Below are 23736 nucleotides of genomic sequence, written 5' to 3' on the forward strand. Positions count from 1 at the left end.
CCCCATGACCGACGCGTTCGAACTCCCCATCACCCTGGCTCATGCCCTCCAGCGCCGCGCCGCGTTGACGCCGGACCGGGTGGCCCTGCGCTTCCTTACCGACACCCCCGGGCAGGGTGTGGTGTTGAGTTATCGCGACCTGGACCTGCGTGCTCGCACCATCGCCGCCGCCTTGCGGGCCGAGGCAACGCTGGGGGATCGCGCCGTGCTGCTGTTCCCCAGCGGTCCGGATTACGTCGCGGCGTTCTTTGGCTGCCTCTATGCCGGGGTGATTGCCGTGCCGGCCTATCCGCCGGAGTCCGCCCGTCGCCATCATCAAGAGCGCTTGCTGTCGATCATTGCCGACGCCGAACCGCGCCTGTTGCTCACCCGCAGCGACCTGCGCGAGCCGTTGCAAGCCATCGAATCAGCACCGCCGGTGTTGTGCGTCGATACCCTCGACCCGGCCCGCGCGGGGCAATGGCGGATGCCGACGTTGCAGGACGATGACATTGCCTTCCTGCAATACACGTCCGGCTCTACCGCGTTGCCCAAGGGCGTGCAGGTCAGTCACGGCAACCTGGTCGCCAACGAACTGCTGATACGCCAGGGCTTCGGCATCGATCTGAACCCTGATGACGTCATCGTCAGCTGGCTACCGCTGTACCACGACATGGGCTTGATCGGCGGCTTGCTACAGCCGGTGTTCAGCGGCGTCCCGTGCGTATTGATGTCGCCGGCCTACTTCCTGGCCCGCCCCCAGCGTTGGCTCGAAGCAATCAGCGAGTACGGCGGCACCATCAGCGGTGGCCCGGACTTCGCCTATCGGCTGTGCAGCGAACGGGTCAGTGACTCGGCCCTGCAGCATCTCGACCTGAGCGGCTGGCGCGTGGCCTATTCCGGTTCCGAGCCGATCCGCCTCGACACGCTGGAGCGGTTTGCCGAGAAGTTCGCCCCGTGCGGCTTCACGCCGGACAATTTCATGGCCTCCTACGGCTTGGCCGAAGCGACTCTATTCGTCGCCGGCACGCCACGCCGCCACGGCATTCCTTCGCTGCGGATCGATGATGCGGCACTGGCACAAAACCGTGCCGAGCCGGGGCAGGGCAGTGCGGTGATGAGTTGCGGTGTCAGCCAGCCCGGGCACGCAGTACTGATTGTCGAGCCCGCTACGTTGCAGCCGCTGGCCGACAATCAGGTCGGTGAAGTCTGGGCTGCCGGCCCGAGCATCGCCCTGGGCTACTGGCGCAACCCCGAAGCCAGCGCCAAGACCTTTGTCCAGCACGAGGGCCGGACCTGGCTGCGTACCGGTGACCTGGGTTTCTTGCGCGGCGGCGAGCTGTTCATCACCGGTCGCCTGAAAGACCTGCTGATCGTCCGGGGGCACAACCTCTACCCCCAGGACATAGAGCAAACCATCGAGCGCGACGTGGAGGTGGTGCGCAAGGGGCGCGTGGCTGCGTTCGCGGTCAACGATGGCGGCGAGGAAGGCATCGGCATCGCGGCGGAAATCAGCCGCAGCGTGCAGAAAATTCTGCCGCCCGAAGCCTTGATCAAAGCCATTCGCCAGGCCGTGGCCGAGGCCTGCCAGCAAGCCCCTAGCGTGGTGGTGCTGCTCAATCCCGGCGCGTTGCCCAAGACCTCCAGCGGCAAGTTGCAGCGCTCGGCCTGCCGCAGCCGATTGGCCGACGGCAGCTTGGACCGTTATGCACAGTTCCCATCAGCCGAAGTCGAGGTCGCTGATGAATCTGCGCCGTCCTCCGAGCTACAAACGCTCATCGGCCAAATCTGGCGGGAGCAGTTGCAGGTCGAACAAATCCAGGCTGATGATCATTTCTTCCTGCTGGGCGGTAACTCCATCGCCGCCACCCAGGTGATCGCACGACTGGGCGAAACCCTCGGGCTGGCGCTCAACCTGCGCCTGCTGTTCGAGGCCCCGACCCTGGCCGCGTTCGCCGCAGCGGTGGCGAACCAGCAACAGGGCGGCGGCCAGCCTCAAGGCGCAATCAGCGTATTGTCGCGCGACAAAGCGTTGCCGCAATCCTTGGCCCAGAACCGTTTGTGGTTTACCTGGCAGCTCGATCCGACGAGCCATGCCTACAACATTCCCGGCGCCTTGCACCTGCGCGGTGAGTTGGACGAAGACGCGTTGCGCACCAGTTTCCAGCAACTGATCGAGCGTCATGAGTCCCTGCGCACGCGGTTCCTGGAGCGTGATGGCGTGGCCCTGCAACAGGTCGATCCGGCAGGCGAATTCGAACTGCACGTCATCGACCTCGGCGACCTGCCTGCCGACTCGCGCGAAGCCCGGGCGCGCCAGGTTCGAGAAGACGAAGCGGCCACGCCGTTCGATCTGGAGAAGGGGCCGCTGCTGCGGGTCAGCCTGTTGCGTCTTGACGAGGATGACCATCAGTTGCTGGTGACGCTGCACCACATCGTCGCCGACGGCTGGTCAATGGATGTGTTGATCGAAGAGTTCTCCCGCTTGTACCTCGCCGCCTCCCAAGGCCAGGTCGCCGGTCTGGCGCCGTTGCCCTTGCAATACGCCGACTACAGCAGTTGGCAGCGCCAGTGGCTCGCCCAGGGCGAGGCCGAGCGCCAACTGAGCTACTGTAAGCAGCAACTGGGCGCGGAACATTCGGCCCTGGTGCTGGGCACGGATCACCCGCGCAGCGCTCAACGCCAGCGCAGTGCCGCACGGCATAGCCTGCGCCTGGACAAGGGCCTCGGCGATACCTTGCGCCACGTGGCCCAGGCTCACGACGCAACGCTGTTCATGCTGTTGCTGGCAGCCTTCCAGGCGCTGTTGCAGCGTTACACCGGCCAATCCGATATTCGCATCGGCGTGCCCAATGCCAACCGTCCGCGCCTGGAAACCCAGGGGCTGATCGGCTTCTTCATCAACACCCAAGTCTTGCGCGGGCAGGTTGATTCCCGTCAACCGTTCGCCGCGCTGCTGGCCCAGGCCCGGGAAGCCACACTCGGTGCCCAGGCCCACCAGGACCTGCCGTTCGAACAATTGCTCGAAGCGTTTCCCGAGGCGCGTGAACAAGGTCTGTTCCAGGTGATGTTCAACCACCAGCAGCGTGACTTGAGTGCCTTGCGGCGCCTGCCGGGGTTACTGGTCGAGGCATTGCCGTGGCACAGCCGCGAAGCCAAGTTCGACCTGCAACTGCACAGCGAAGAAGATCGCAATGGCCGCTTGACGCTGTCGTTCGACTACGCCGACGAACTGTTCGAGGCGGCGACTATCGCCCGTCTGGCGACGCATTACTGCAACCTGTTGCGGGCGGTCTGTGCCGATCCGCAGCAAGCCATTGGCGATGTGCCGTTATTGGGCGCCGATGAACACAGCCAGCAGCAGCAATGGAGCGCAGCCCCGTGCGCGCCGGCCAGCCAATGGCTGCCGGAGCAATTGAACGAGCAGGCCCGGCGCACGCCGCAGCGGATCGCGTTGCGCTGGGACGGTGGCCAACTCGATTATGCCGAGCTGCACGCCCAGGCCAATCGCCTGGCCCATTACCTGCGGGACAAGGGCGTTGGCCCGGACGTGTGCGTGGCGATTGCCGCCGAGCGTTCGCCGCAGTTGCTCATCGGCGTGCTGGCGATCGTCAAGGCTGGTGGCGCCTATGTGCCGCTGGATGTGGACTACCCGGCCGAACGCCTGGCGTACATGCTCCACGACAGTGGCGTCGACTTGCTGCTGACCCAAACCGCACTGCTGGAGCGTTTGCCGGCGTGCGACGGCGTCAGTGTCATCGCCATCGACGCCCTGCATCTGGAGCAATGGCCGAGCCACCCGCCGGGCCTGCACCTGCACGGCGACCACCTGGCCTACGTCATCTACACCTCCGGTTCCACCGGCCAGCCCAAAGGCGTCGGCAATACCCACGCGGCCCTGGCCGAGCGCCTGCAATGGATGCAAGCGACCTACGGGCTGGATGCCACCGATGTGCTGATGCAAAAGGCCCCCATCAGCTTCGATGTGTCGGTCTGGGAATGCTTCTGGCCGCTGATCACCGGCAGCGAATTGGTGCTGGCCGGCCCCGGCGAACACCGTGACCCGCACCGCATCGCCCAGTTGGTGCAGCAGTTTGGCGTCACCACGCTGCACTTCGTGCCGCCTTTGCTCAGTCTGTTTGTCGATGAGCCGTTGAGCGCCCGCTGCAGCAGCCTGCGCCGGCTGTTCTGCGGTGGCGAAGCCTTGCCTTCCGAACTGCGCAACCGGGTCTTGGCGCAACTGCCGTCGGCGCAACTGCACAACCGCTACGGCCCGACCGAAACCGCGATCAACGTCACCCATTGGCATTGCACCGAGGCCGATGGCGAGCGCTCGCCGATCGGTCGACCTTTGGGCAACGTGCTGTGCCGGGTACTCGACAGCGACCTCAATCCCGTACCAGCCGGTGTGCCGGGCGAGTTGTGCATTGGCGGCCTGGGCCTGGCCCGGGGTTACCTCGGTCGTCCGGGCCTGAGCGCCGAGCGTTTCGTCGCCGACCCATTGGGGCCGGTCGGTGCGCGGTTGTACCGGACCGGCGACCGCACGCGCTGGAGCACTGACGGCGTGATCGAATACCTTGGCCGTCTCGACCAGCAGGTCAAGCTGCGCGGTTTTCGGGTTGAACCGCAGGAAATCGAAGCGCGTCTGCTGGCCCAGGACGGTGTCGCCCACGTGGCGGTGTTGGTGCGCGACACCTCGGCCGGTCCGCAGTTGATCGGCTATTACACCGCCCCGGATGTCGCCCAGGATCAGGACGAGTTGAACCATCGACTCAAAACCGCCCTGGCCGCCGAGCTGCCCGACTACATGGTGCCGGCCCAACTGCTGCGCCTGGACGCCATGCCCCTGGGCCCGAGCGGTAAACTCGACCGACGCGCCTTGCCCGAACCGCAATGGCAGGTGCGCGAGCACGTCGAGCCGGGCAGTGCCCTGGAGCAGCAAATCGCCGGCATCTGGCGCGAGGTGCTGGGCCTTGCGCGCATCGGCCTGCGGGACGATTTCTTTGCCCTCGGCGGCCATTCGCTGCTGGCGACCCAGATCATTTCCCGCACCCGCCAAATCTGTGACGTCGAACTGCCGCTGCGCACTTTGTTCGAGGCCAGTGAGCTGGGGGCCTTCGCTGAACAGGTGCGCTTGATCCAGGCCAGCGGCCAGATCAACCGCCAGCCGCCCATTGAGACGGTCGACCGCAGCCAACCAGTGCCGCTGTCCTATTCCCAGCAGCGCATGTGGTTCCTCTGGCAGATGGAGCCGGACAGCCCGGCCTACAATGTCGGAGGCATGGCGCGGTTGCGCGGGGTGCTGGATGTCGGGCGCTTCGAGGTGGCCTTGCAGGCGTTGATCCTGCGCCACGAAACCCTGCGCACCACGTTCCCGAGCGTCGATGGCGTGGCCCGCCAGCAGGTGCACGGCGAGACGGGCCTGTGCATGGACTGGAAGGACTTCTCGAGGCTGGCCGCCGACATTCGCCAGCAGCGGGTACAGCAACTGGCCGACAGCGAGGCCCACCGGCCCTTCGACCTGGAAACCGGGCCGCTACTGCGGGCCTGCCTGGTCAAGACCGCCGAGCATGAGCATTACTTTGTCCTGACGTTGCACCACATCGTCACCGAAGGCTGGGCGATGGACATTTTCGCCCGTGAACTGAGCGCGCTGTACGAAGCCTTCATCGACGATCGCGAATCGCCCCTGGAACCCTTGCCGGTGCAGTACCTGGACTACAGCGTCTGGCAGCGTCAGTGGCTGGAGTCCGGTGAGTGTCAGCGACAACTCGACTATTGGACCGCGCAGTTGGGCCGCGAACATCCGCTGCTGGAACTGCCCGGTGACCGTCCGCGGCCATCGGTGCAAAGTCATCGCGGCGAACTGTTCCGTTTCGACCTCAGTGATGATTTGGCGACGCGGGTTCGTGGTTTCAACGCGCAACATGGCCTGACCCTGTTCATGACCATGACCGCGGCCCTGGCCGTGCTGCTCTACCGCTACAGTGGCCAGACCGACCTGCGTATCGGCGCGCCGGTGGCCAACCGCATCCGCCCGGAAAGCGAAGGGCTGATCGGGGCATTCCTCAACACCCAGGTCCTGCGCTGCCAACTCGACGGGCAGATGTCGGTGGGTGAACTGTTCGAACAGGTGCGCCACACCGTCATCGAAGGCCAGTCCCATCAGGATTTGCCGTTCGATCATCTGGTGGAAGCCCTGCAACCACCGCGCAGTGCGGCCTACAACCCGCTGTTCCAGGTGATGTGCAACGTGCAGCGCTGGGAGTTCCAACAGAGTCGCACGCTGGCCGGTATGACCGTCGAATACCTGGTCAACGACGCCCGGGCCACCAAGTTCGACCTCAACCTGGAAGTCACCGACCTGGATCAGCGCCTGGGTTGCTGCCTGACCTACAGCACCGACCTGTTCGACGAACCGCGCATCGCGCGCATGGCGGGACACTGGCGCAATCTGCTGGAAGGGTTGCTGGTCGATCCGGCCCGACGCCTGAGCGAACTGCCGTTGCTGGATGCCCGCGAGCAGCAACAACTGCTCGACAGCCTGGGCGTCGAGCCCGGTCAGCATCGCCTGGACCACTGCCTGCACGAACTGTTCGACGAACAGGCCCGGATGCGTCCCGACGCGCCGGCCCTGACTTTCGCCGGGCAGACCCTGACGTATGCGCAGTTGAACAGCCGCGCCAATCGCCTGGCCTGGATGCTGCTTGAGCGAGGTGTCGGGCCGCAGGTGCGGGTTGGCCTGGCCCTGGAGCGCTCGCTGGAAATGGTCATCGGCCTGCTGGCGATCCTCAAGGCTGGCGGTGCCTATGTGCCGCTGGACCCGGAATACCCGCTGGACCGCTTGAGCTACATGATCGAGGACAGCGGCGTCAGCCTGCTGCTCAGTGACCGGGCGATGTTCCAGGCCCTCGGTGCAGTGCCCGAGGGAGTGGGGTGCTGGTGCCTGGAAGATGATTCGGCGGCCCTGGCCCACTACCCGGATCAGGCGCCGCCGCGGATCACCTTGGCGCAACACCAGGCGTACCTGATCTACACCTCGGGCTCCACCGGCAAGCCCAAGGGCGTGGTGGTGTCTCACGGTGAAATCGCCATGCATTGTCAGGCAGTGATCCAGCGTTTCGGCATGCGCCCGGACGATTGCGAGCTGCATTTTTATTCCATCAACTTCGACGCGGCCACCGAACGCCTGCTGGTACCGTTGCTCAGTGGCGCCCACGTGGTGCTGCGGGCCCAGGGCCAATGGGACGCCGAGGAAATCTGCGGGCTGATTCGCCAGCATCGCATCAACATCCTTGGTTTCACCCCCAGCTATGGCAGCCAGTTGGCGCAGTGGTTGGCGACCCAGGGCCAGACCCTGCCGGTGCGCATGTGCATCACCGGCGGCGAAGCCCTGACCGGCGAGCATTTGCAGCGCATTCGCGCCGCGTTCAGCCCGCGCCTGTTCTTCAACGCCTATGGCCCGACCGAAACCGTGGTTATGCCGTTGGCGAGCCTGGCTCCGGAGCGATTGGAAGAGGGTGCGACCAGTGTGCCGATTGGCAGCGTGATTGGCGCCCGCGTGGCGTACGTCCTCGACGCCGACCTGGCGTTGGTGCCGCAAGGCGCCACAGGTGAGTTGTATGTGGGCGGCGCCGGTCTGGCCCAGGGTTATCACCAGCGTCCGGGCATGACCGCCGAGCGCTTCGTCGCCGACCCGTTTGCCAGCAAGGGCGGACGCCTCTATCGCACCGGCGACCTGGTGCGCCAGCGTGCCGACGGTCTGGTGGAATACCTGGGACGGCTCGACCATCAGGTGAAAATCCGCGGCTTTCGCATCGAACTGGGCGAAATCGAAACCCGCCTGCTGGAGCATGAGGCGGTGCGCGAGGCCGTGGTATTGGCCCTCGACACGCCTGGCGGCAAGCAACTGGCCGGTTACCTGGTGAGCGACGTCGCCAGCCAGGACGGCGAGCAACAAGCGCTCCTGCGCGAAGCCTTGAAAAACCATCTTAAGGCCCAGGTGCCGGACTACATGGTGCCCACGCATTTGATCCTGCTGGCAAGCATGCCACTGACCGCCAACGGTAAACTCGACCGCCGCGCCTTGCCGCTGCCCGATCCTGGACTCAATCGCCAGCACTACGTGGCGCCGAGCAATGCCTTGGAGCAGACCCTGGCGGCGATCTGGTGCGAGGTGCTGAACGTCGGGCAAGTGGGCCTTAACGATAACTTCTTCGAGCTGGGCGGCGATTCGATCCTGTCCATCCAGGTGGTCAGCCGCGCCCGGCAGCAGGGCGTTCATTTCACGCCCCGCGACCTGTTCCAGCACCAGACCGTCCAGACCCTGGCCGCCGTTGCCACGCGCAGCCAGCAGGTGCACGCCGAGCAGGGCCTGTTGCAGGGTGAGTCCGGGTTGACGCCGATCCAGCACTGGTTCTTCGAGCGCCAGATCCCCAAACGGCATCACTGGAATCAGGCGCTGGTGCTGGAGCCGACCACGGCCCTGGCGCCGCAACCTCTGGAACAGGCACTGCGCAGTGTCTTCCAGCACCACGATGCCTTGCGCCTGGGCTTTGGTGAAAACGCCGGGCATTGGCGCGCCGAGCACCAGCCATTGTCTGACGTTGCGCTGTTGCAGCACGTGTTCGTGGACACCACCCAGGATTGCGAAGCGTTGTTTGCCCAGACGCAGCGCAGCCTGAGTCTGCCAAGCGGACCCTTACTGCGAGCAGTGCTGGCGGAGACCGCCGACGGTCAGCAACGGTTGCTGATCGTCATCCATCACCTGGTGGTCGATGGTGTGTCGTGGCGGGTGCTGATGGACGATCTGCAAACCGTCTACCGCCAGCTCACTGCCGGGCAGGAGGTGCAGTTGCCGGCCAAGACCAGCCCCTTGCGGGACTGGGCTGCGCGCTTGCAGGCCTACGCCGGTAGCGAATCCCTGCGCGAAGAACTGGAGTGGTGGCAAGCGCAGTTGAGCGGCGCGCAGGTGCAACTGCCCTGCGCGAATCCCGAGGGTGGGCTGCAGGAACGTCATGCTGAAACCGTCAGCGTGCGTCTGGACGCCGAGCGCACCCGGCAACTGTTGCAACAGGCGCCGAGCGCCTACCGCACCCAGGTCAACGACCTGCTGCTCACCGCGCTGGCCCGGGTGCTGTGCCGTTGGAGCGGCCATGCCTCGGCCCTGGTCCAGCTTGAAGGCCACGGCCGCGAAGCGCTGTTCGACGACATCGACCTGACTCGCACCGTCGGCTGGTTCACCAGCGTCTATCCCGTGCGCCTGAGTCCAGCAACCGAAGGCTTCGCAGCGTCGATCAAGGCCATCAAGGAACAATTGCGCGCGGTGCCTCACAAGGGCCTCGGCCATGGCGTATTGCACTACCTGGCGGACGCGACGACTCGCCAGACGATGGCCGGTCTGCCGCACGCGGCGATCACCTTCAACTACCTGGGGCAGCTCGACCAGACCCTGGGGCATGATGCGTTGTTCCATCCGCTGGATGCGCCGCTGGGTGCGATCCACGATCCCGATGCGCCGCTGCCCAATGAGCTGAGCGTCGACAGCCAGGTCAGCGGTGGCGAATTGTTGCTGCGCTGGACGTTCAGCCGCGAACGTCATGATCGTCAGGCTATCGCCATCCTGGCCGATGCTTACCTCGATGAATTGCAACGCCTGATCGAACACTGCCTGACAGACGAGGCGGGCGGCCTCACGCCATCGGATTTTCCCCTGGCGAAGTTGACCCAGGGCCAACTCGACAGCCTGCCGGTAGCGGCCGGACAGATCGAAGACGTCTACCCGCTGACGCCGATGCAGGAGGGCATGCTCCTGCACACCTTGCTGGAGCCGGGCACGGGCCTGTACTACATGCAGGATCGCTACCGCATCAACAGCGAACTGGATCCGCAGCGTTTTGCCCAGGCCTGGCAAGCGGTCATCGCCCGCCACGAAGCTTTGCGCGCGTCGTTCTGCTGGAACGTCGGCGAACAGATGCTGCAAATTATCCATAGGCCCGGCAGCACGCCGGTGGACTACCTCGACTGGTCTTCGGTGCCCGAAGACGCCCAGGAAGCCACGCTCCAGGCGCTGCTCAAGAACGAGCGCGAGGACGGTTTCGATCTGTTGAACCAGGCGCCGTTTCACCTGCGACTGATTCGGGTCGGCGCGGCACGCTACTGGTTCATGATGAGTAACCACCACATCCTCATCGATGCGTGGTGTCGTTCGCTGCTGATGGAAGACTTCTTCGAGATCTACACCGCCCAGGGTGAAAACCGCGAACCGCAGTTGAGCGTGCCACCGCGCTATCGCGACTACATCGGCTGGTTGCAGCACCAGAGCCTGGCCGAAGCCCGGCAGTGGTGGCAACGCAACCTGCAAGGCTTCGAGCGGACCACGCCGATCCCTGGCGACCGGCCGTTCCTGCGCGAGCACGCCGGTGACAGCGGCGGCATGAGCGTCGGCGACTGCTACACCCGTCTCGATGCCCGGGACGGTGCGCGGCTGCGGGAATTGGCCCAGGCCCATCAACTGACGGTCAACACCTTCGCCCAGGCGGCGTGGGCGTTGGTGCTGCGGCGAGTCAGCGGCGACCGCGACGTGCTGTTCGGCGTCACTGTGGCCGGGCGCCCGGTGGCGCTGCCGCAGATGCAACGCACCGTGGGGCTGTTCATCAACAGCATCGCCTTGCGCGTGCAGATGCCTGAGGACCATCAGCGCTGCAGCGTGCGCCAGTGGCTCAGGGATTTGCTGGACAGCAACATGCAATTGCGCGAGTACGAATACCTGCCGCTGGTGAGCATCCAGGAGGTCAGCGAACTGCCCAAGGGCCAGCCGCTGTTCGACAGTTTGTTCGTGTTCGAGAACGCGCCGGTGGAGGTCTCGGTGCTGGACCGCGCCCAAAGCCTCAACGCCACGTCGGACTCGGGCCGGACCCACACCAATTTCCCGCTGACGGCGGTCTGCTATCCGGGGGATGACCTGGGGCTGCACCTTTCCTACGACCAGCGCTACTTCGATGAAAGCACCATCCAGGGGCTGCTGGGCGAGTTCAAGCGGTTGCTGCTGGCGTTGATGGAGGGCTTGCACGGCGACATGAGCGAGCTGCCGCTGATCGGTGCCGAAGAACAGGACTTCCTGATCGAGGGCTGCAACCAGAGCGAGCATGCCTATCCGCTGGAGCAAAGCTACGTCGAGCTCTTCGAGGCGCGGGTCGCGGCCCATCCGCACCGCCCTGCGGTCAGTTGCCTGGACGCGAGCTACAGCTACGCCGAGCTGAATGCGCGCAGCAACCGCCTCGGTCACGCCCTGATCGCTGCCGGTGTCGGCCTGGATCAGCCAGTGGCGCTGCTGGCCGAACGAGATGCCGAGCTGCTGGGCATGATCATCGGTAGCTTCAAGGCTGGTGCCGGCTACCTGCCGCTGGACCCAGGCCTGCCGAGCCAGCGCCTGAGCCGCATCATCGGATTGAGCTGCACGCCGTTGCTGGTTTGCACCCAGGCCTGCCAGGCCCAGGCGCAGGCCTTGCTGGACGAGTTCGCCTGCTCCGGGCGGCCGAAGTTGCTGGTGTGGGAAAGCGTCCAGGCCAGCGCTCTTTCGCTGGTAAACCCAGGCGTCTACAGCGGGCCGGATAACCTGGCCTACGTGATCTACACCTCCGGCTCCACCGGCCTGCCCAAAGGCGTGATGGTGGAGCAGCGGGGCATGCTCAACAATCAGCTGAGCAAGGTGCCGTACCTGGCGCTGAGCGAGGCGGATGTGATCGCCCAGACGGCGTCCCAGAGTTTCGATATTTCGGTCTGGCAGTTCCTGGCCGCGCCGTTGTTCGGTGCCCGGGTCGATATCGTGCCCAATGCCATTGCCCACGACCCGCAAGGGCTGCTGGAGCATGTACAGCAGCAGGGCATTAGCGTGCTGGAAAGTGTGCCGTCGCTGATTCAGGGCATGCTTGCCCAGGAACGCGTTGGTCTGGACGGCTTGCGCTGGATGCTGCCCACCGGCGAAGCGATGCCGCCGGAGCTGGCGCACCAGTGGTTGTTGCGTTACCCGGACACCGTTCTGGTCAATGCCTACGGCCCGGCGGAATGCTCCGACGACGTGGCGTTCTTCCGTGTCGACCTGGCCTCGACCCGGGGTACGTATCTGCCGATCGGCACGCCCACCGACAACAATCGTCTGTACCTGCTCGACGGCGCGCTGGACCTGGTGCCGTTGGGCGCGGTGGGTGAGTTGTGCGTGGCGGGCACCGGGGTTGGGCGCGGTTATGTCGGCGATCCGTTGCGCACCGCCCCGGTCTTTGTGCCGAATCCGTTCGGAGCGCCTGGGGAGCGACTGTACCGCACCGGTGACCTGGCACGGCGGCGCAGCGACGGGGTCTTGGAGTACGTCGGACGCCTCGACCATCAGGTGAAGATCCGCGGCTACCGCATCGAGCTGGGGGAAATCGAAGCCCGCTTGCATGAACAGCCGGAAGTGCGCGATGGGGCGGTGGGCGTGCAGGAAGGCGCCAATGGCAAGCATCTGGTGGGCTACCTCGTTGCCACCGACTCGGCGCTCAAGCCTGCCGAACGCCTGGAGCGCATCAAGCAGCGCCTGCGGGCGGAACTGCCGGAATACATGGTGCCGCTGCACTGGCTGTGGCTCGAGCGCCTGCCCCTCAACGCCAACGGCAAGCTCGATCGCAAGGCCTTGCCGGCCCTGGAGATCGGCCAGTTGCACCGCCAGGACTACCAAGCCCCCGGCAATGCGCTGGAGCAGACCCTGGCAGATATCTGGGCCCAGGTGCTGAAAGTCGAGCGGGTGGGGATGCGGGACAACTTCTTCGAATTGGGCGGGCATTCCTTGCTGGCAACGCAAATCGCCTCACGGGTGCAAAAGACCCTGCAACGCAACGTGCCGCTACGGGCGATGTTCGAATGCAGCACGGTGCAGGAACTGGCCGACTACATCGATGGGCTGGCGGCCAGCGAAATCACCGAGGAGAAGGTGGATCGGTTGAATGACCTGATGGCGGAGTTGGAAGGCCTGTAGCTTTGCGGCGCGCGTAACGGCCTCATCGCGGGCAAGCCTTGCTCCCACAGGGATCAGCTGTGAACAGAGTATTTGTGTTCGAGCATCAACCCTGTGGGAGCAAGGCTTGCCCACGATGGGGGGCGCTACAGGCACTGCTGGCTCAGAGGTTGACGGCCCAGCCCGCTCAGCTCAGTCTCCCCAGGGCTTTTTCCAGACTCAAACAAGGAGGTCATCCATGCCCTTTGCAATCATTGACGGACAACCGCTTCACTACCTGGACCAAGGCCAGGGTCCGGTGCTGCTGTTGGGCAGCAGCTATCTGTGGGACCACAGCATGTGGACGCCGCAGATCGAGGTGTTGTCCCAGCATTATCGGGTCATCGCCCTGGACTTGTGGGGACACGGCCAGTCCGGGTGTTTGCCTGAGGGCATGACCTCCCTGGACGACCTGGCTCGTCAGGCATTGGCATTGATGGATCACCTGGACATCGACTGCTTCAATCTGGTCGGACTTTCGGTGGGCGGAATGTGGGGCGCTCGGTTGGCACTGGCGGCGCCTGAGCGCGTGCAATCGCTGGTGTTGATGGACACCTACGTCGGCGTCGAGCCGGAACCGACCCGCCAGTACTACTTCTCGTTGTTCGACAAGATCGAGGCCGGCGGCAGTATTCCCGAACCCTTGCTGGACATCATCGTGCCGATTTTCTTCCGGCCAGGTATCGACCCGCAGTCGGCGTTCTACCAGCAGTTGCGCGCCACATTGGCCGCGCTGCCGACCGAGCGCCTGCGCGACAGCATCGTGCCGTTGGGGCGGATCATTTTCGGTCGGGACAGCATCCTGCCCCGCCTGCATGAACTGGACGCCAAGCGCACGACGGTGATGTTTGGCGACCAGGACAAACCGCGTCCACCGTCCGAGTCCCTGGAAATGGCCGAGCTGATCGGGTGTCCCCATGTGGTGATTCCGCAGGCGGGGCACATCTCCAACCTGGAGAATCCGGAATTCGTGAACGGGGCGTTGCTGGAGTTCCTGGCGCGCAAGCTCTGACTGCTGGCTAACCGTGGCGAGGGAGCTTGCTCCCGCTGTGCTCTGTAGGAGCTGGCGAAGCCTGCGATCTTTTAATCTTGATCTTTCGTTTGAGACTCAACTGTTTGGGACAAGATCGCAGCCTCGTTGCACTCGTCAGCTCCTACACAGCTCCTACAGGCGCACCCCAGCGCGAGCAAGAGCAGTTTTGGACGTTGGATTACTTCGGTCCGAGAATCTTCACCAGTTTGTCCGGCGACGGCGCGCCTTGCTGCTGTTGCAAGTCGCCTTTTTCATCCAGATAGAAAATCGCCGGAGTGGCGGACAGTTCCAGCTCGTCCATCAACTGCTGGTTGGCGTCCAGTTTTGCCTGGATGACCGGCGGTATGGCCTTGAGCGGTTTGAGCGGGCTGCCCTTGCCGGCCTTTTCATGCTCGGCCAGGGCTTTTTCCGGGTCCTTGGCCGCCAGCAAGGCGGCGGATTTACCCGGGCTGTCTTCGCGGATGATGCCCACCATGATGTGACGCAACTGCACCTTGCCGGCCTTGACCCAGGGCCGAGCCTGTTCCCAGAACATGTTGCAGTACGGGCAGTTCGGATCGCTGAACAGGTACACCGTGCGCGGTGCGTCCTTGTTGCCGTCGGCGATCCAGCTGCTGGCCTCCATCTTCGCCCAGACGGCCTTGGCCATCGGTGCATAAACCAGTTTTTGCAGTGGCTCGGCGCTCAGGTCCTTGCCGTCGGCGTCGTACAGGTTGCCCAGCAGGACGTGCTGCCCATCCGGGGTCAGGTACAGCGCCATGCCTCGGTTCTGGTATTGCGCCGCGTAACCACGCAAGCCGTCCGGCGCGTCGAAGGTGCCGATGATTTTTGCGCCCTTGGCTTCGATCTTCTTGATGGCCGCGGGCAATTCTTCGGCCTGGAGCAGCGGGGCTTGCGACAGTGCGGCGGCGACGGCCAGGGTCAGCAGGTGGCGGAGGCGGGGCATGGTGATTTCCTTGTGGCGGAGTGGGGCATCGTGGGCGAGTCCGGCGTTTCGAAGTTTTCCAGGGCATGAGCCAGGCTCGCTTCCGACAATTCCCCCAGATGGCTGCCCAGCAGGCGACCGTCGGCGCTGTAGAACAGGGTGGTTGGCAGGGCCATGGAGCCGACGGCCTGGCCGAGGCGGCCACTGCCATCGAACAACACGTTGTCCAGGCTCAGGCCTTGAGTGGCGAGGTAGGTGCTGACGCTTTGCATGCTTTCGGCCTGATTGACGAACAGGAAGGTCAGGTCTGGACGCTGTTGCTGGGCTTCTTCGAGCACCGGCATTTCACGCCGGCAGGGCGGGCACCAGGTGGCCCATAGATTGATCACCAGGGGGCCGCCCTGGTAGTCGGTGAGCTTCACGGTCTCGCCGTCGGCGGTGCGCAGGTTGATGTCCGGCAGCCGGGTGCCTTGTTCATAAATCGTCAACGACAGGGTCGCCACCAGCCAGAACAGCAAGCCGCTGACGACGCCGAAGCCCAATGGCCGGCGCAGGGGTGGACGGCGCCGGGCCCACAACAAGGCGCCAATCAGCAGCGCCACGATGCCCGGCCAGGCCAGGAAGCCACCGTCGCGCAGGTCGACGATCTGCCACGGGTCGTCCCGATAATGTTGCCAATAGGCGGCGACGAAGCCGATCCGTGCGGCCAGCAGACCCAGTAGAAACAGCACGAACAGCACTGACTCGGGGTTTTCGCCTTCCCGCTTGGCCACCCGCCAGCCGACGAAGGTTGCCAGGGCCAGGGCGCTGATAAGCAACAGGTGGTTAAGGGCGATGGCAAAGGTGCCCAAGGTAAACGTCAGCATCAGCGGGCGTCCCGGGCGAGGTTCCAGCGTTCGAGGAACGCCTTGGCGTCGACTTCGCCGGTGATCCGCTGGCTGCGGCGCTCTTCACCGTCGGCGCCGATCCACAGCAGGCTCGGCGGCCCCGGCACCTGGTAACGGCCCAGCAGCTCGCGGCTGGCGGGGCTGTCGGTGGTGACATCCAGGCGCAGCAGGCGTACGCCTTTCAGGGCGTCCAGCACTTCGCTGCGGCCGAAGACCTGTTTTTCCATGATCTTGCAGGACACGCACCAGTCGGCGTAGTAGTCCAGCAGCACCCACTGGCCCTGGGCCTTGGCGGCGTCCAGTTCCCGCTGCAGGGCGGCGGGCTCGCTGACCGTGACGAACGCGTCATGGGCGCTGACGGTCGCACTGCCCTCGCTGCCGGCGTAGACCTTCAGCGGCTGGAAGAAATCATCGCCACCGCCCGCCGCGCCAATCACCAGCAGGCTGCCCCACAGGCCGAACAGCAACGAGGCGCTGCCGCAGACATAGGCGATGCGGCCGAACCCTTCGGTCTGGCGCCAGGCGCTGTAGGCGGCAATCAACAACAGCATGCCCCACAGGCCGACCCACAACGAACCGTCGATGATCGGGCGAATCATCAGCAGCGCGGTGCCCAGGAACAGGAAGCCGAACACGCCCTTGAGCAGGTTCATCCAGGCGCCGGGCTTGGGCAGGAAGCGATTGCCCACGGTCACCAGCAGCAACAGTGGCAGGCCCATGCCGATGCCCATGGTGAACAGGATCAGCCCGCCGTGCAGCGCATTGCCGCTCTGGGCGATGTACAGCAGTGCGCCGGCCAGCGGCGCGGTCATGCAAGGGCCCACCAACAGGCCGGACAGTGCCCCGAGAATGCCGGCGCCCACCAGGCTGCCACCGCGGCGCTGGCGCCCGGCGTTTTCCAGGCGGTCACGCAGGGCGGCCGGCAATTGCAATTCGAAGAAACCGAACATGGGCAGTGCCAGCAACACGAATACGGCCGCGAAGCTGCCCAGCAGCCACGGTTGTTGCAGCAGCGCCTGGAGGTTGGCGCCCAGCAGCGCGGCGAGCACGCCCATGGCGGCGTACACCAGGGCCATGCTGATCACGTAGCTGCCGGCCAAGGCCAGGCCGCGTCTCGGCCCGGCGCCGCTGCCCACCACCAATCCCGCCAAAATCGGCAGCATCGGCAGCGAACACGGTGTGAACGCCAGCAGCAGGCCCAAGCCGAAGAACACCAGCAGGCTCCAGCCCAAGGCCCGTTGTTGCAGGCCGCTGGCCAGGGCCTGGTCCGGCGCCTCGCCGCTGGCCGCCACCGGTGCGCTGCCACCCAGGTCGACCACTTGGGTCTGGGGTGGATAGCACAGGCCGGCGTCGGCGCAGCCCTGGAAGCCGACCTTGATCTTGCCCGTGGCACCGGCGGGTATCTTCAGCTCCAGCGCCTGGCGATAGACCTGCTGGTCGCCGAAAAACTCGTCGCTGTGGGCGTCACCCTCCGGCAGCTGCGGTTTTTGCGCCTCGGCCAGGCCATCGAACTTGAGCCGCTGCTGATACAGGTAGTACCCATCGGCGATCTGCCAGAACAGCTGGGTTTCACCGGAGTCCAGGCGTTCGGAGGTAAATACGAACGCCTTTTCCACCGGCAGGAAATCGGGTTTGGTTTCGAAGGGATTGGCGGCCTGGGCCAGGCCCGAGATCAGGAACAGCCACAGCAAAAGCAATCGATGCATGGGTAACGCCTTAGAACGAAGCAAGTGGGGTGCACAATGGCGACAGGCGATTAACTTGAAGTTAACGCCAATCTGGAGAACTTGTCGGCTAAGCGATGGGCCCCTGAGTCAATCGGGAAGTCAGATGACGTCGCTATAGGTTAACCGGTATTCAGACATCGGAGGGTGGCTCAGTTTCCACGTTTGGGCCTGTTGCTTGGCTTGCGCGATCTGTGCGGCTGTCAGCTCACTCTCAAGGGCTCTGAGATTGCGGGCTGACTCGGTGTGACGCCTGAATTCCCTGGTCGTGTCAACCACCAGCCACAACAGGGCATAGGCTGTGACAAGGTCTTCTTCATAGCCGTATTCTCGCTCGTCTTCGTCCATGTCGTATTCCGTCGAGAGCGCGAGGGCGTAGCTGATCAAGGCACTGACGTCATTTAATTCCAGTCTTTTTTCCAGCCAGAGGCGCTTGATCGGCTTATCGTTACGCACGGAGATCAGGTTGGAATACGCAGACATTGCTTTCGGCAGGCCTGCCGTCGCCGCTTCCAAGTATAGCCTTTTGATTTCTTTGGAAGGTGTGAGACCGGCCGGCACGAGATTTTCGTTGGAGCCATATAAGCCGGCCAGAATATATTTCGCTTCGGCCGAGCCGGCCTGCTCGGATTTTCTCAGCGATTCGATGTTCTTGTTCAGTTCATAATCCTGCAAACAGCCCATCGCGCTATCGACGTTGGCATCGATCAGGGTCTTGGCTTTTTTGAGTGATGGTCCATCCCCCAGTCGCAACAAGGCATAGACATGATCCTGGTCGGCAGCCTTTTGATACCAGCGGCGAGCCTCTTCGGTCATGCCGGCAGCGCTGCGCCGAATGGATTCCGCCAGGGCGTACTGCGCGTCCTTGTCGCTGTCCGTGGCCCCAATCAACAGAAGAGGTTTTGCACGATTGAATTCCCCCAGATTGTACAACTGCAGCCCTTCGGTCGTTGCCGTGGCTCGTTGCGTTTTTACCCTATCGATCATGCGCTGGATCGAGTCGACAAAATTGGCAAAAGTGGTGAGTGCGTCTTGATGTGAATACATGTTGGATACCTGCGTGAATAGAAGGAAATATGTGTTCAGCGGGTATCAAGGTAAAGGTGACGGTCCGGTCGGGTGCGGTATATATGTATGGCGAACCATCCATATATTTCCAAAGTTTTCAGTTTTTTCCTCACGTTCATCGCTTGTTCGGGTTGCCATAATTGAGCCTTAATGTTCACTTGATTTACTCGGGTTTTTACTCTTGGAGCGTTCATGCGCGTTTTGGTCTGCGAAGACGATGAGTTGATTGCCAGCGGGATCGTTGCCGGCCTTACGGCGCAGGGCCTGACTGTCGAGCACGTGGCCACCGCATCGGCGGCGCGGGCGATGGTCGGCGTGGCGGAATTCGACGTCATGGTGCTGGACTTGGGATTGCCTGATGAGGATGGTCTCAAGCTGCTCAGGCAACTGCGTCAGCAGGGGTTGGAGACGCCGGTGCTGATCCTCACCGCCCGGGACTCGGTGACCGACCGGGTCGACGGCTTGCAGGCCGGCGCCGATGACTACCTGCTCAAACCCTTCGACCTGCGCGAGCTTGCGGCGCGCCTGCACACGTTGCTGCGGCGCGTGGCGGGGCGCAGTGTCAACCTGATCGAGCACGGTCGCCTGACTTACGACCCCAGCAGTCGGGAAACCACCCTGGACGGCCAGCCGGTGGATCTGTCCCGGCGCGAGCAATCGCTGTTGCAGGCACTGTTGCACAGTCGCGGCCGGGTACTGTCCACCGAGCAACTCAAGGACAGCGTCTACGGGTTCAACGACGAATTGGAAAGCAACGCCCTCAACGTCCATATCCATCACCTGCGGCGTAAGCTGGGTAACGGGATTGTCGAGACTGTACGTGGCCTGGGCTATCGCCTGGGGCCGGCCGAAGGTGGAGAACCTTCCAAGTGATGAGCCTGCGACTGCGTTTGAGCCTGACCCTCGGCGCGGCCTTTGCCCTGATCTGGGCCTTGGCCGCGGCGTGGATGCTCAGTGATCTGCGCAACCAGATGATGTTTTCCCTCGACCAGCGCCTGGTGGCTTCGGCGCGGATGGTCGCCGGACTGCTGGAACAGATGCCACCGTTGTCCAGCAAGGGCGACGGCACGCATTTGAGCGCCGAGCAATTGAGCATTCCCGGCGGCATGGCCTGTCAGGTCAGTTCCTTGCGCGGCGAGATTCTGGCACGCAGCCACGGCACTCCAGAACAAACCCTGGAAGCCGAGAAAATGGGCTTTCACGATCAGATGATCGACGGCTCGCCCTGGCGCAGCTTCACCCTGGCCAGGGGGGACTTGCGCATCACCACCGCCGACCGCCAGATCGAGCGCGAAGCCTTGAACATGTCGATACTACTGGCCGCTTCGGTGCCGGTGGGCGTGGCGCTGCTCGGTTGCCTGTGCCTGTTGTGGCTGGGCATCGGCCAGGGCCTGGCACCGCTCAATCGTATTCGCGATGCGTTGATGCGGCGCAATGCCGATTCCCTGGAGCCCTTGCAGATCCATCCATTGCCCAGCGAATTGCGACCGCTGCTGGAGACCCAGAACCAGTTATTCCAGCGCATCGGCAAGACCATCGAGCGCGAGCGACGGCTGACCGGCGACGCCGCCCACGAGTTGCGCAGCCCGCTGACTGCCATCAAGACGCACCTGCAAGTGGCGCGCATGACCGAGGGTGCCGCCCGCGACCAGTCCCTGGCCCGGGCCGAGGAGGGCGCCGACCGCATGCACCGCACACTCGAACAGTTGCTACTGCTGGCTCGGGTCGAAGGCAGCCTGTCGTTCGACGATGGCGTGCAATGCAACGCCGAGCAGGTCGCCCGGTTGGCAATACAGGATGCCGCCAGCAGTGATTCGCGGCGCGTCAGGTTGCACCTGTCCCCAGGGTTGTCCGACGCCTCGGTGCAAATGCCGGCAGTGCTTTCCATCGCCGCCTTGCGCAACCTGCTGGATAACGCCCTGCGCCATACCCCGGACGATACCGATGTGGAGCTGAGCCTGGAGATGGTCGGCCAGCGTGTGCGTTTTCAGGTCCGTGACCACGGCCCCGGCATCGCCGCCGACGACATCCAGCACCTGACTCAGCGCTTCTGGCGTAACGGCCAGAGCACCGGCTGCGGATTGGGGCTGGCGATCGTTCAGGCCATCGTCCAGCGTTGCGGCTGCGGCCTGCATTTCGACAGTCTCCCGGATGGGCTGCGGGTCGAGTTGACGGTGCCGGTGCAGGTATTACCGGCCTGATCCACTTCAGGCATGGCCTGCGGGAAGGCTCCCATAGGCCTCACGAACAGGCCGCTGATCGCGTCGACCGGGAAAGTGCTGCCCGAGAGTAAATCCCTGCGTTGCTGATGCGTTTCCACAACAGGAAACCCGCACATGCGCTCCGACCGGAGGCGCACCTGTGCGGTGTGTCATTACTTCAGCGTATTGCGGGGTCGAGGGATGTCAGTCGCCAACAGTCTTATCGAAGCACAGCCGGCCCGGGTCAGCCCTGCGCCGGCCGAGACGCTCTACCAGTTCAATGAGTCGCCGCTGCTGGCCCGCCAGAGTCGGCAGGAGTCCAATGCCCGCAGCTATCCACGGCGGATTCCCTTGGTCCTCAAGCGTGCCAAGGGGCTGTATATCGAGGACGTCGAGGGCCGCACCTTCATTGACTGCCTGGCCGGCGCCGGCACTCTGGCGCTGGGGCATAACCACCCGGTGGTGATCGAAGCGATCCAGCAGGTGCTGGTCGATGAGCTGCCGCTGCATACCCTGGACCTGACCACGCCGGTCAAGGACCGTTTCGTCCAGGACCTGTTCGGTCTGTTGCCGGCAGAGTTGGTCGCCGAGGCGAAGATCCAGTTCTGCGGCCCCACCGGTACCGATGCGGTGGAGGCCGCCCTCAAGCTGGTGCGCACCGCCACCGGACGTAGCACCGTGCTGTCGTTCCAGGGCGGTTATCACGGCATGAGCCAGGGGGCGTTGAGCCTGATGGGCAGCTTGGGGCCGAAGAAGCCCTTGGGTGCCTTGCTCAGCAGCGGTGTGCAGTTCATGCCATACCCCTACGATTACCGCTGCCCGTTCGGACTGGGCGGTGTGGCGGGCGTGAAGGCCAATCTGCATTACCTGGAAAACCTGTTGAATGACCCCGAGGCTGGCGTGCAATTGCCGGCCGCCGTCATCGTCGAAGTGGTGCAGGGCGAGGGCGGGGTCATTCCCGCCGATCTGGACTGGCTACGCGGCTTGCGGCGGATCACTGAGCAGGCGGGGGTGGCGTTGATCGTCGACGAAATCCAGAGCGGCTTTGGCCGTACCGGCAAGATGTTTGCGTTCGAGCACGCCGGGATCATCCCGGACGTGGTCGTGCTGTCCAAGGCCATTGGTGGCAGCCTGCCGCTGGCGGTGGTGGTCTATCGCGACTGGCTCGACACCTGGCTGCCGGGTGCTCACGCCGGGACCTTCCGCGGCAATCAGATGGCCATGGCCGCCGGTTCCGCGGTGATGCGCTATCTGCAGGAGCACGATCTGCCGGCCCACGCCGCCGCCATGGGCGAACGCTTGAGTGAGCACCTGCGCATCCTGCAGCGAGACTTCCCACAACTGGGCGATATCCGCGGTCGCGGGTTGATGCTCGGCGTCGAACTGGTGGACCCGGCGGGCAAGCCCGACGCCCTGGGCCATCCGCCGGTACATGCACGGCTGGCGCCACGGCTGCAACGTGAATGCCTCAAGCGCGGGCTGATCCTGGAACTGGGTGGCCGACAGGGCGGCGTGGTGCGGTTCCTGCCACCACTGATCATCACAAAGGCGCAAATCGACCGGGTTGCCGAGATTTTCGGGCGAGCGATGCAGGCGGCGCTCGTCGAGACCTAATTTTCACTCGGCCCCGCTCGTTCCTTTCATACCCTGGCTGCGCATGCGCCGCAGCGAACCTCGAGCAAAGATGGAGAGACACCCATGACTTCAGTATTCGACCGCGAGGACATCGTCTTTCAGGTCGTGGTCAACCACGAAGAGCAATATTCGATCTGGCCAGACTACAAGGCCGTCCCCGAGGGCTGGCGCACTGTCGGCAAAAGCGGGCTCAAGAAGGAGTGCCTGGCCTACATCGAAGAAGTCTGGACCGACATGCGCCCGCTGAGCTTGCGCAAGAAGATGGAAGCGCAGGCGGCTGTGGCTCATTGATACAACGGTTGTAAGAACGCCTCAACCTTTGTGGGGGCGAGTCTGCTCGCGATAGCGGAGTGTCAGCCAACATTCATGTTACTGACCGTCGCTATCGCGAGCAGGCTCGCTCCCGCAGGGCTTTATGGTGTTGCGGGTTTACTTGAACCGCCGCTCCACCCCTTTCTCCACCAGGATCTTCGCCGAAATCTCTTCCACGGAAAAATGCGTGGAGTTGATATGGGGAATGTTCTCCCGCCGGAACAGGTTTTCCACCTCGCGCACTTCGAACTCGCATTGGGCATAGCTCGAATATCGGCTGTTGGGCTTGCGCTCGTTGCGGATCGCGGTGAGGCGATCCGGGTCGATGGTCAGGCCGAACAGCTTGTGCTGGTGGGCGCGCAGGGCACTGGGCAGTTGCAGGCGCTCCATGTCTTCTTCGGTCAGCGGATAGTTGGCCGCACGGATGCCAAATTGCATCGCCATGTACAGGCACGTCGGCGTCTTACCACAGCGCGACACCCCCACTAGGATCAGGTCGGCCTTGTCGTAATAATGCGTGCGGGCCCCGTCATCGTTGTCCAGCGCGAAGTTGACCGCCTCGATCCGCTCCATGTAGTTGGAGTTGTGGCCAATGGAGTGGGACTTGCCGACCGAGTAGGACGAGTGCTCGCTCAGTTCCTGCTCCAGGGGCGCCAGGAACGTGGAAAAAATGTCGATCATGAAACCATTGGACGTTGCGAGAATCTCACGGATGTCCTGATTGACGATGGTATCGAAGATAATCGGGCGGAAACCGTCGGTTTCGGCGGCTTTATTGATTTGTTGTACCATGGCCCGCGCCTTGTCGACGTTGTCGATGTACGGACGTATGAACTTGGCGAAGGTAATGTTTTCGAATTGCGCCAACAGGCTTTGGCCTAGCGTTTCGGCCGTGATGCCGGTGCCGTCGGAGATAAAGAAAGCAGATCGTTTCATTTGCGC

General features: G+C 63.8%; 11 protein-coding genes. 6 read left to right on the forward strand and 5 right to left on the reverse strand.

The features are described 5' to 3' along the window. Positions 1-4: 4 nt before the first annotated feature. Entirely contained in the window at positions 5-12991 is a 12987-nt protein-coding gene (locus AACY31_RS10695) for a non-ribosomal peptide synthetase (protein ID WP_339504412.1), read from the forward strand. A gap of 217 nt (positions 12992-13208) precedes the next feature. Next, a complete protein-coding gene (locus tag AACY31_RS10700) occupies positions 13209-14021 on the forward strand; it encodes an alpha/beta fold hydrolase (RefSeq protein ID WP_339491328.1) in 813 nt (270 codons plus the stop codon). A 199-nt stretch (positions 14022-14220) separates the two neighbouring features. Here the strand turns inward: AACY31_RS10700 and dsbG are convergent, their stop codons facing one another. The 4 genes from dsbG to AACY31_RS10720 form a co-directional block, all read right to left on the reverse strand. Then, positions 14221-14988, reverse strand: a complete 768-nt coding sequence (gene dsbG, locus AACY31_RS10705; protein WP_339504414.1) for a thiol:disulfide interchange protein DsbG — start codon at positions 14986-14988, stop codon at positions 14221-14223. Then, positions 14964-15833, reverse strand: coding sequence for a TlpA disulfide reductase family protein (locus AACY31_RS10710; protein ID WP_339476614.1), 870 nt, complete (start codon positions 15831-15833; stop codon positions 14964-14966). The genes dsbG and AACY31_RS10710 overlap by 25 nt, the downstream gene beginning before the upstream one ends. Next, the gene (gene dsbD, locus AACY31_RS10715) at positions 15833-17560 is read right to left on the reverse strand and encodes a protein-disulfide reductase DsbD (RefSeq protein ID WP_339476615.1); all 1728 of its coding nucleotides are present in this window, start codon (positions 17558-17560) and stop codon (positions 15833-15835) included. Before dsbD ends, AACY31_RS10710 begins: the two co-directional genes overlap by 1 nt. A gap of 120 nt (positions 17561-17680) precedes the next feature. Beyond that, on the reverse strand, positions 17681-18625 hold the full coding sequence (locus AACY31_RS10720) for a tetratricopeptide repeat protein (RefSeq protein WP_339476618.1): 945 nt from the start codon (positions 18623-18625) through the stop codon (positions 17681-17683). 213 nt (positions 18626-18838) lie between these two features. On the opposite strand from AACY31_RS10720, the gene AACY31_RS10725 reads away from it, so the two are divergent. The 4 genes from AACY31_RS10725 to AACY31_RS10740 all read left to right on the forward strand — a co-directional run bounded on the left by AACY31_RS10725 (position 18839) and on the right by AACY31_RS10740 (position 22773). Further along, positions 18839-19519 carry a response regulator gene (locus AACY31_RS10725; protein WP_339476619.1) on the forward strand — a complete coding sequence of 227 codons (681 nt, stop codon included), beginning with the start codon at positions 18839-18841 and terminating at the stop codon, positions 19517-19519. Continuing rightward, positions 19516-20847, forward strand: coding sequence for an ATP-binding protein (locus tag AACY31_RS10730; protein ID WP_339476620.1), 1332 nt, complete (start codon positions 19516-19518; stop codon positions 20845-20847). The genes AACY31_RS10725 and AACY31_RS10730 overlap by 4 nt, the downstream gene beginning before the upstream one ends. A 201-nt stretch (positions 20848-21048) precedes the next feature. Beyond that, entirely contained in the window at positions 21049-22461 is a 1413-nt protein-coding gene (locus AACY31_RS10735; RefSeq protein ID WP_339477060.1) for an aspartate aminotransferase family protein, read from the forward strand. 84 nt (positions 22462-22545) lie between these two features. After that, complete coding sequence (locus tag AACY31_RS10740; protein ID WP_339476623.1) at positions 22546-22773, forward strand: MbtH family protein; 228 nt, start codon at positions 22546-22548, stop codon at positions 22771-22773. A 138-nt stretch (positions 22774-22911) separates the two neighbouring features. On the opposite strand, the gene ppsR is transcribed toward AACY31_RS10740, so the two are convergent. Next, a complete protein-coding gene (gene ppsR, locus AACY31_RS10745) occupies positions 22912-23730 on the reverse strand; it encodes a posphoenolpyruvate synthetase regulatory kinase/phosphorylase PpsR (protein WP_339476626.1) in 819 nt (272 codons plus the stop codon). Between the last annotated feature and the right edge of the window lie 6 nt (positions 23731-23736).

It is taken from the genome of Pseudomonas sp. RL_105y_Pfl2_101 (assembly GCF_963970585.1).
Classification (GTDB): domain Bacteria; phylum Pseudomonadota; class Gammaproteobacteria; order Pseudomonadales; family Pseudomonadaceae; genus Aquipseudomonas.

Coding starts and splice junctions, on each gene's coding strand:
- AACY31_RS10740 (WP_339476623.1), top strand. CDS start 22,546: ATGACTTCAGTATTCGACCGCGAGGACATCGTCTTTCAGGTCGTGGTC.
- AACY31_RS10720 (WP_339476618.1), bottom strand. CDS start 18,625: ATGTATTCACATCAAGACGCACTCACCACTTTTGCCAATTTTGTCGAC.
- dsbG (WP_339504414.1), bottom strand. CDS start 14,988: ATGCCCCGCCTCCGCCACCTGCTGACCCTGGCCGTCGCCGCCGCACTG.
- AACY31_RS10700 (WP_339491328.1), top strand. CDS start 13,209: ATGCCCTTTGCAATCATTGACGGACAACCGCTTCACTACCTGGACCAA.
- dsbD (WP_339476615.1), bottom strand. CDS start 17,560: ATGCATCGATTGCTTTTGCTGTGGCTGTTCCTGATCTCGGGCCTGGCC.
- AACY31_RS10725 (WP_339476619.1), top strand. CDS start 18,839: ATGCGCGTTTTGGTCTGCGAAGACGATGAGTTGATTGCCAGCGGGATC.
- ppsR (WP_339476626.1), bottom strand. CDS start 23,730: ATGAAACGATCTGCTTTCTTTATCTCCGACGGCACCGGCATCACGGCC.
- AACY31_RS10710 (WP_339476614.1), bottom strand. CDS start 15,833: ATGCTGACGTTTACCTTGGGCACCTTTGCCATCGCCCTTAACCACCTG.
- AACY31_RS10695 (WP_339504412.1), top strand. CDS start 5: ATGACCGACGCGTTCGAACTCCCCATCACCCTGGCTCATGCCCTCCAG.
- AACY31_RS10735 (WP_339477060.1), top strand. CDS start 21,049: ATGTCAGTCGCCAACAGTCTTATCGAAGCACAGCCGGCCCGGGTCAGC.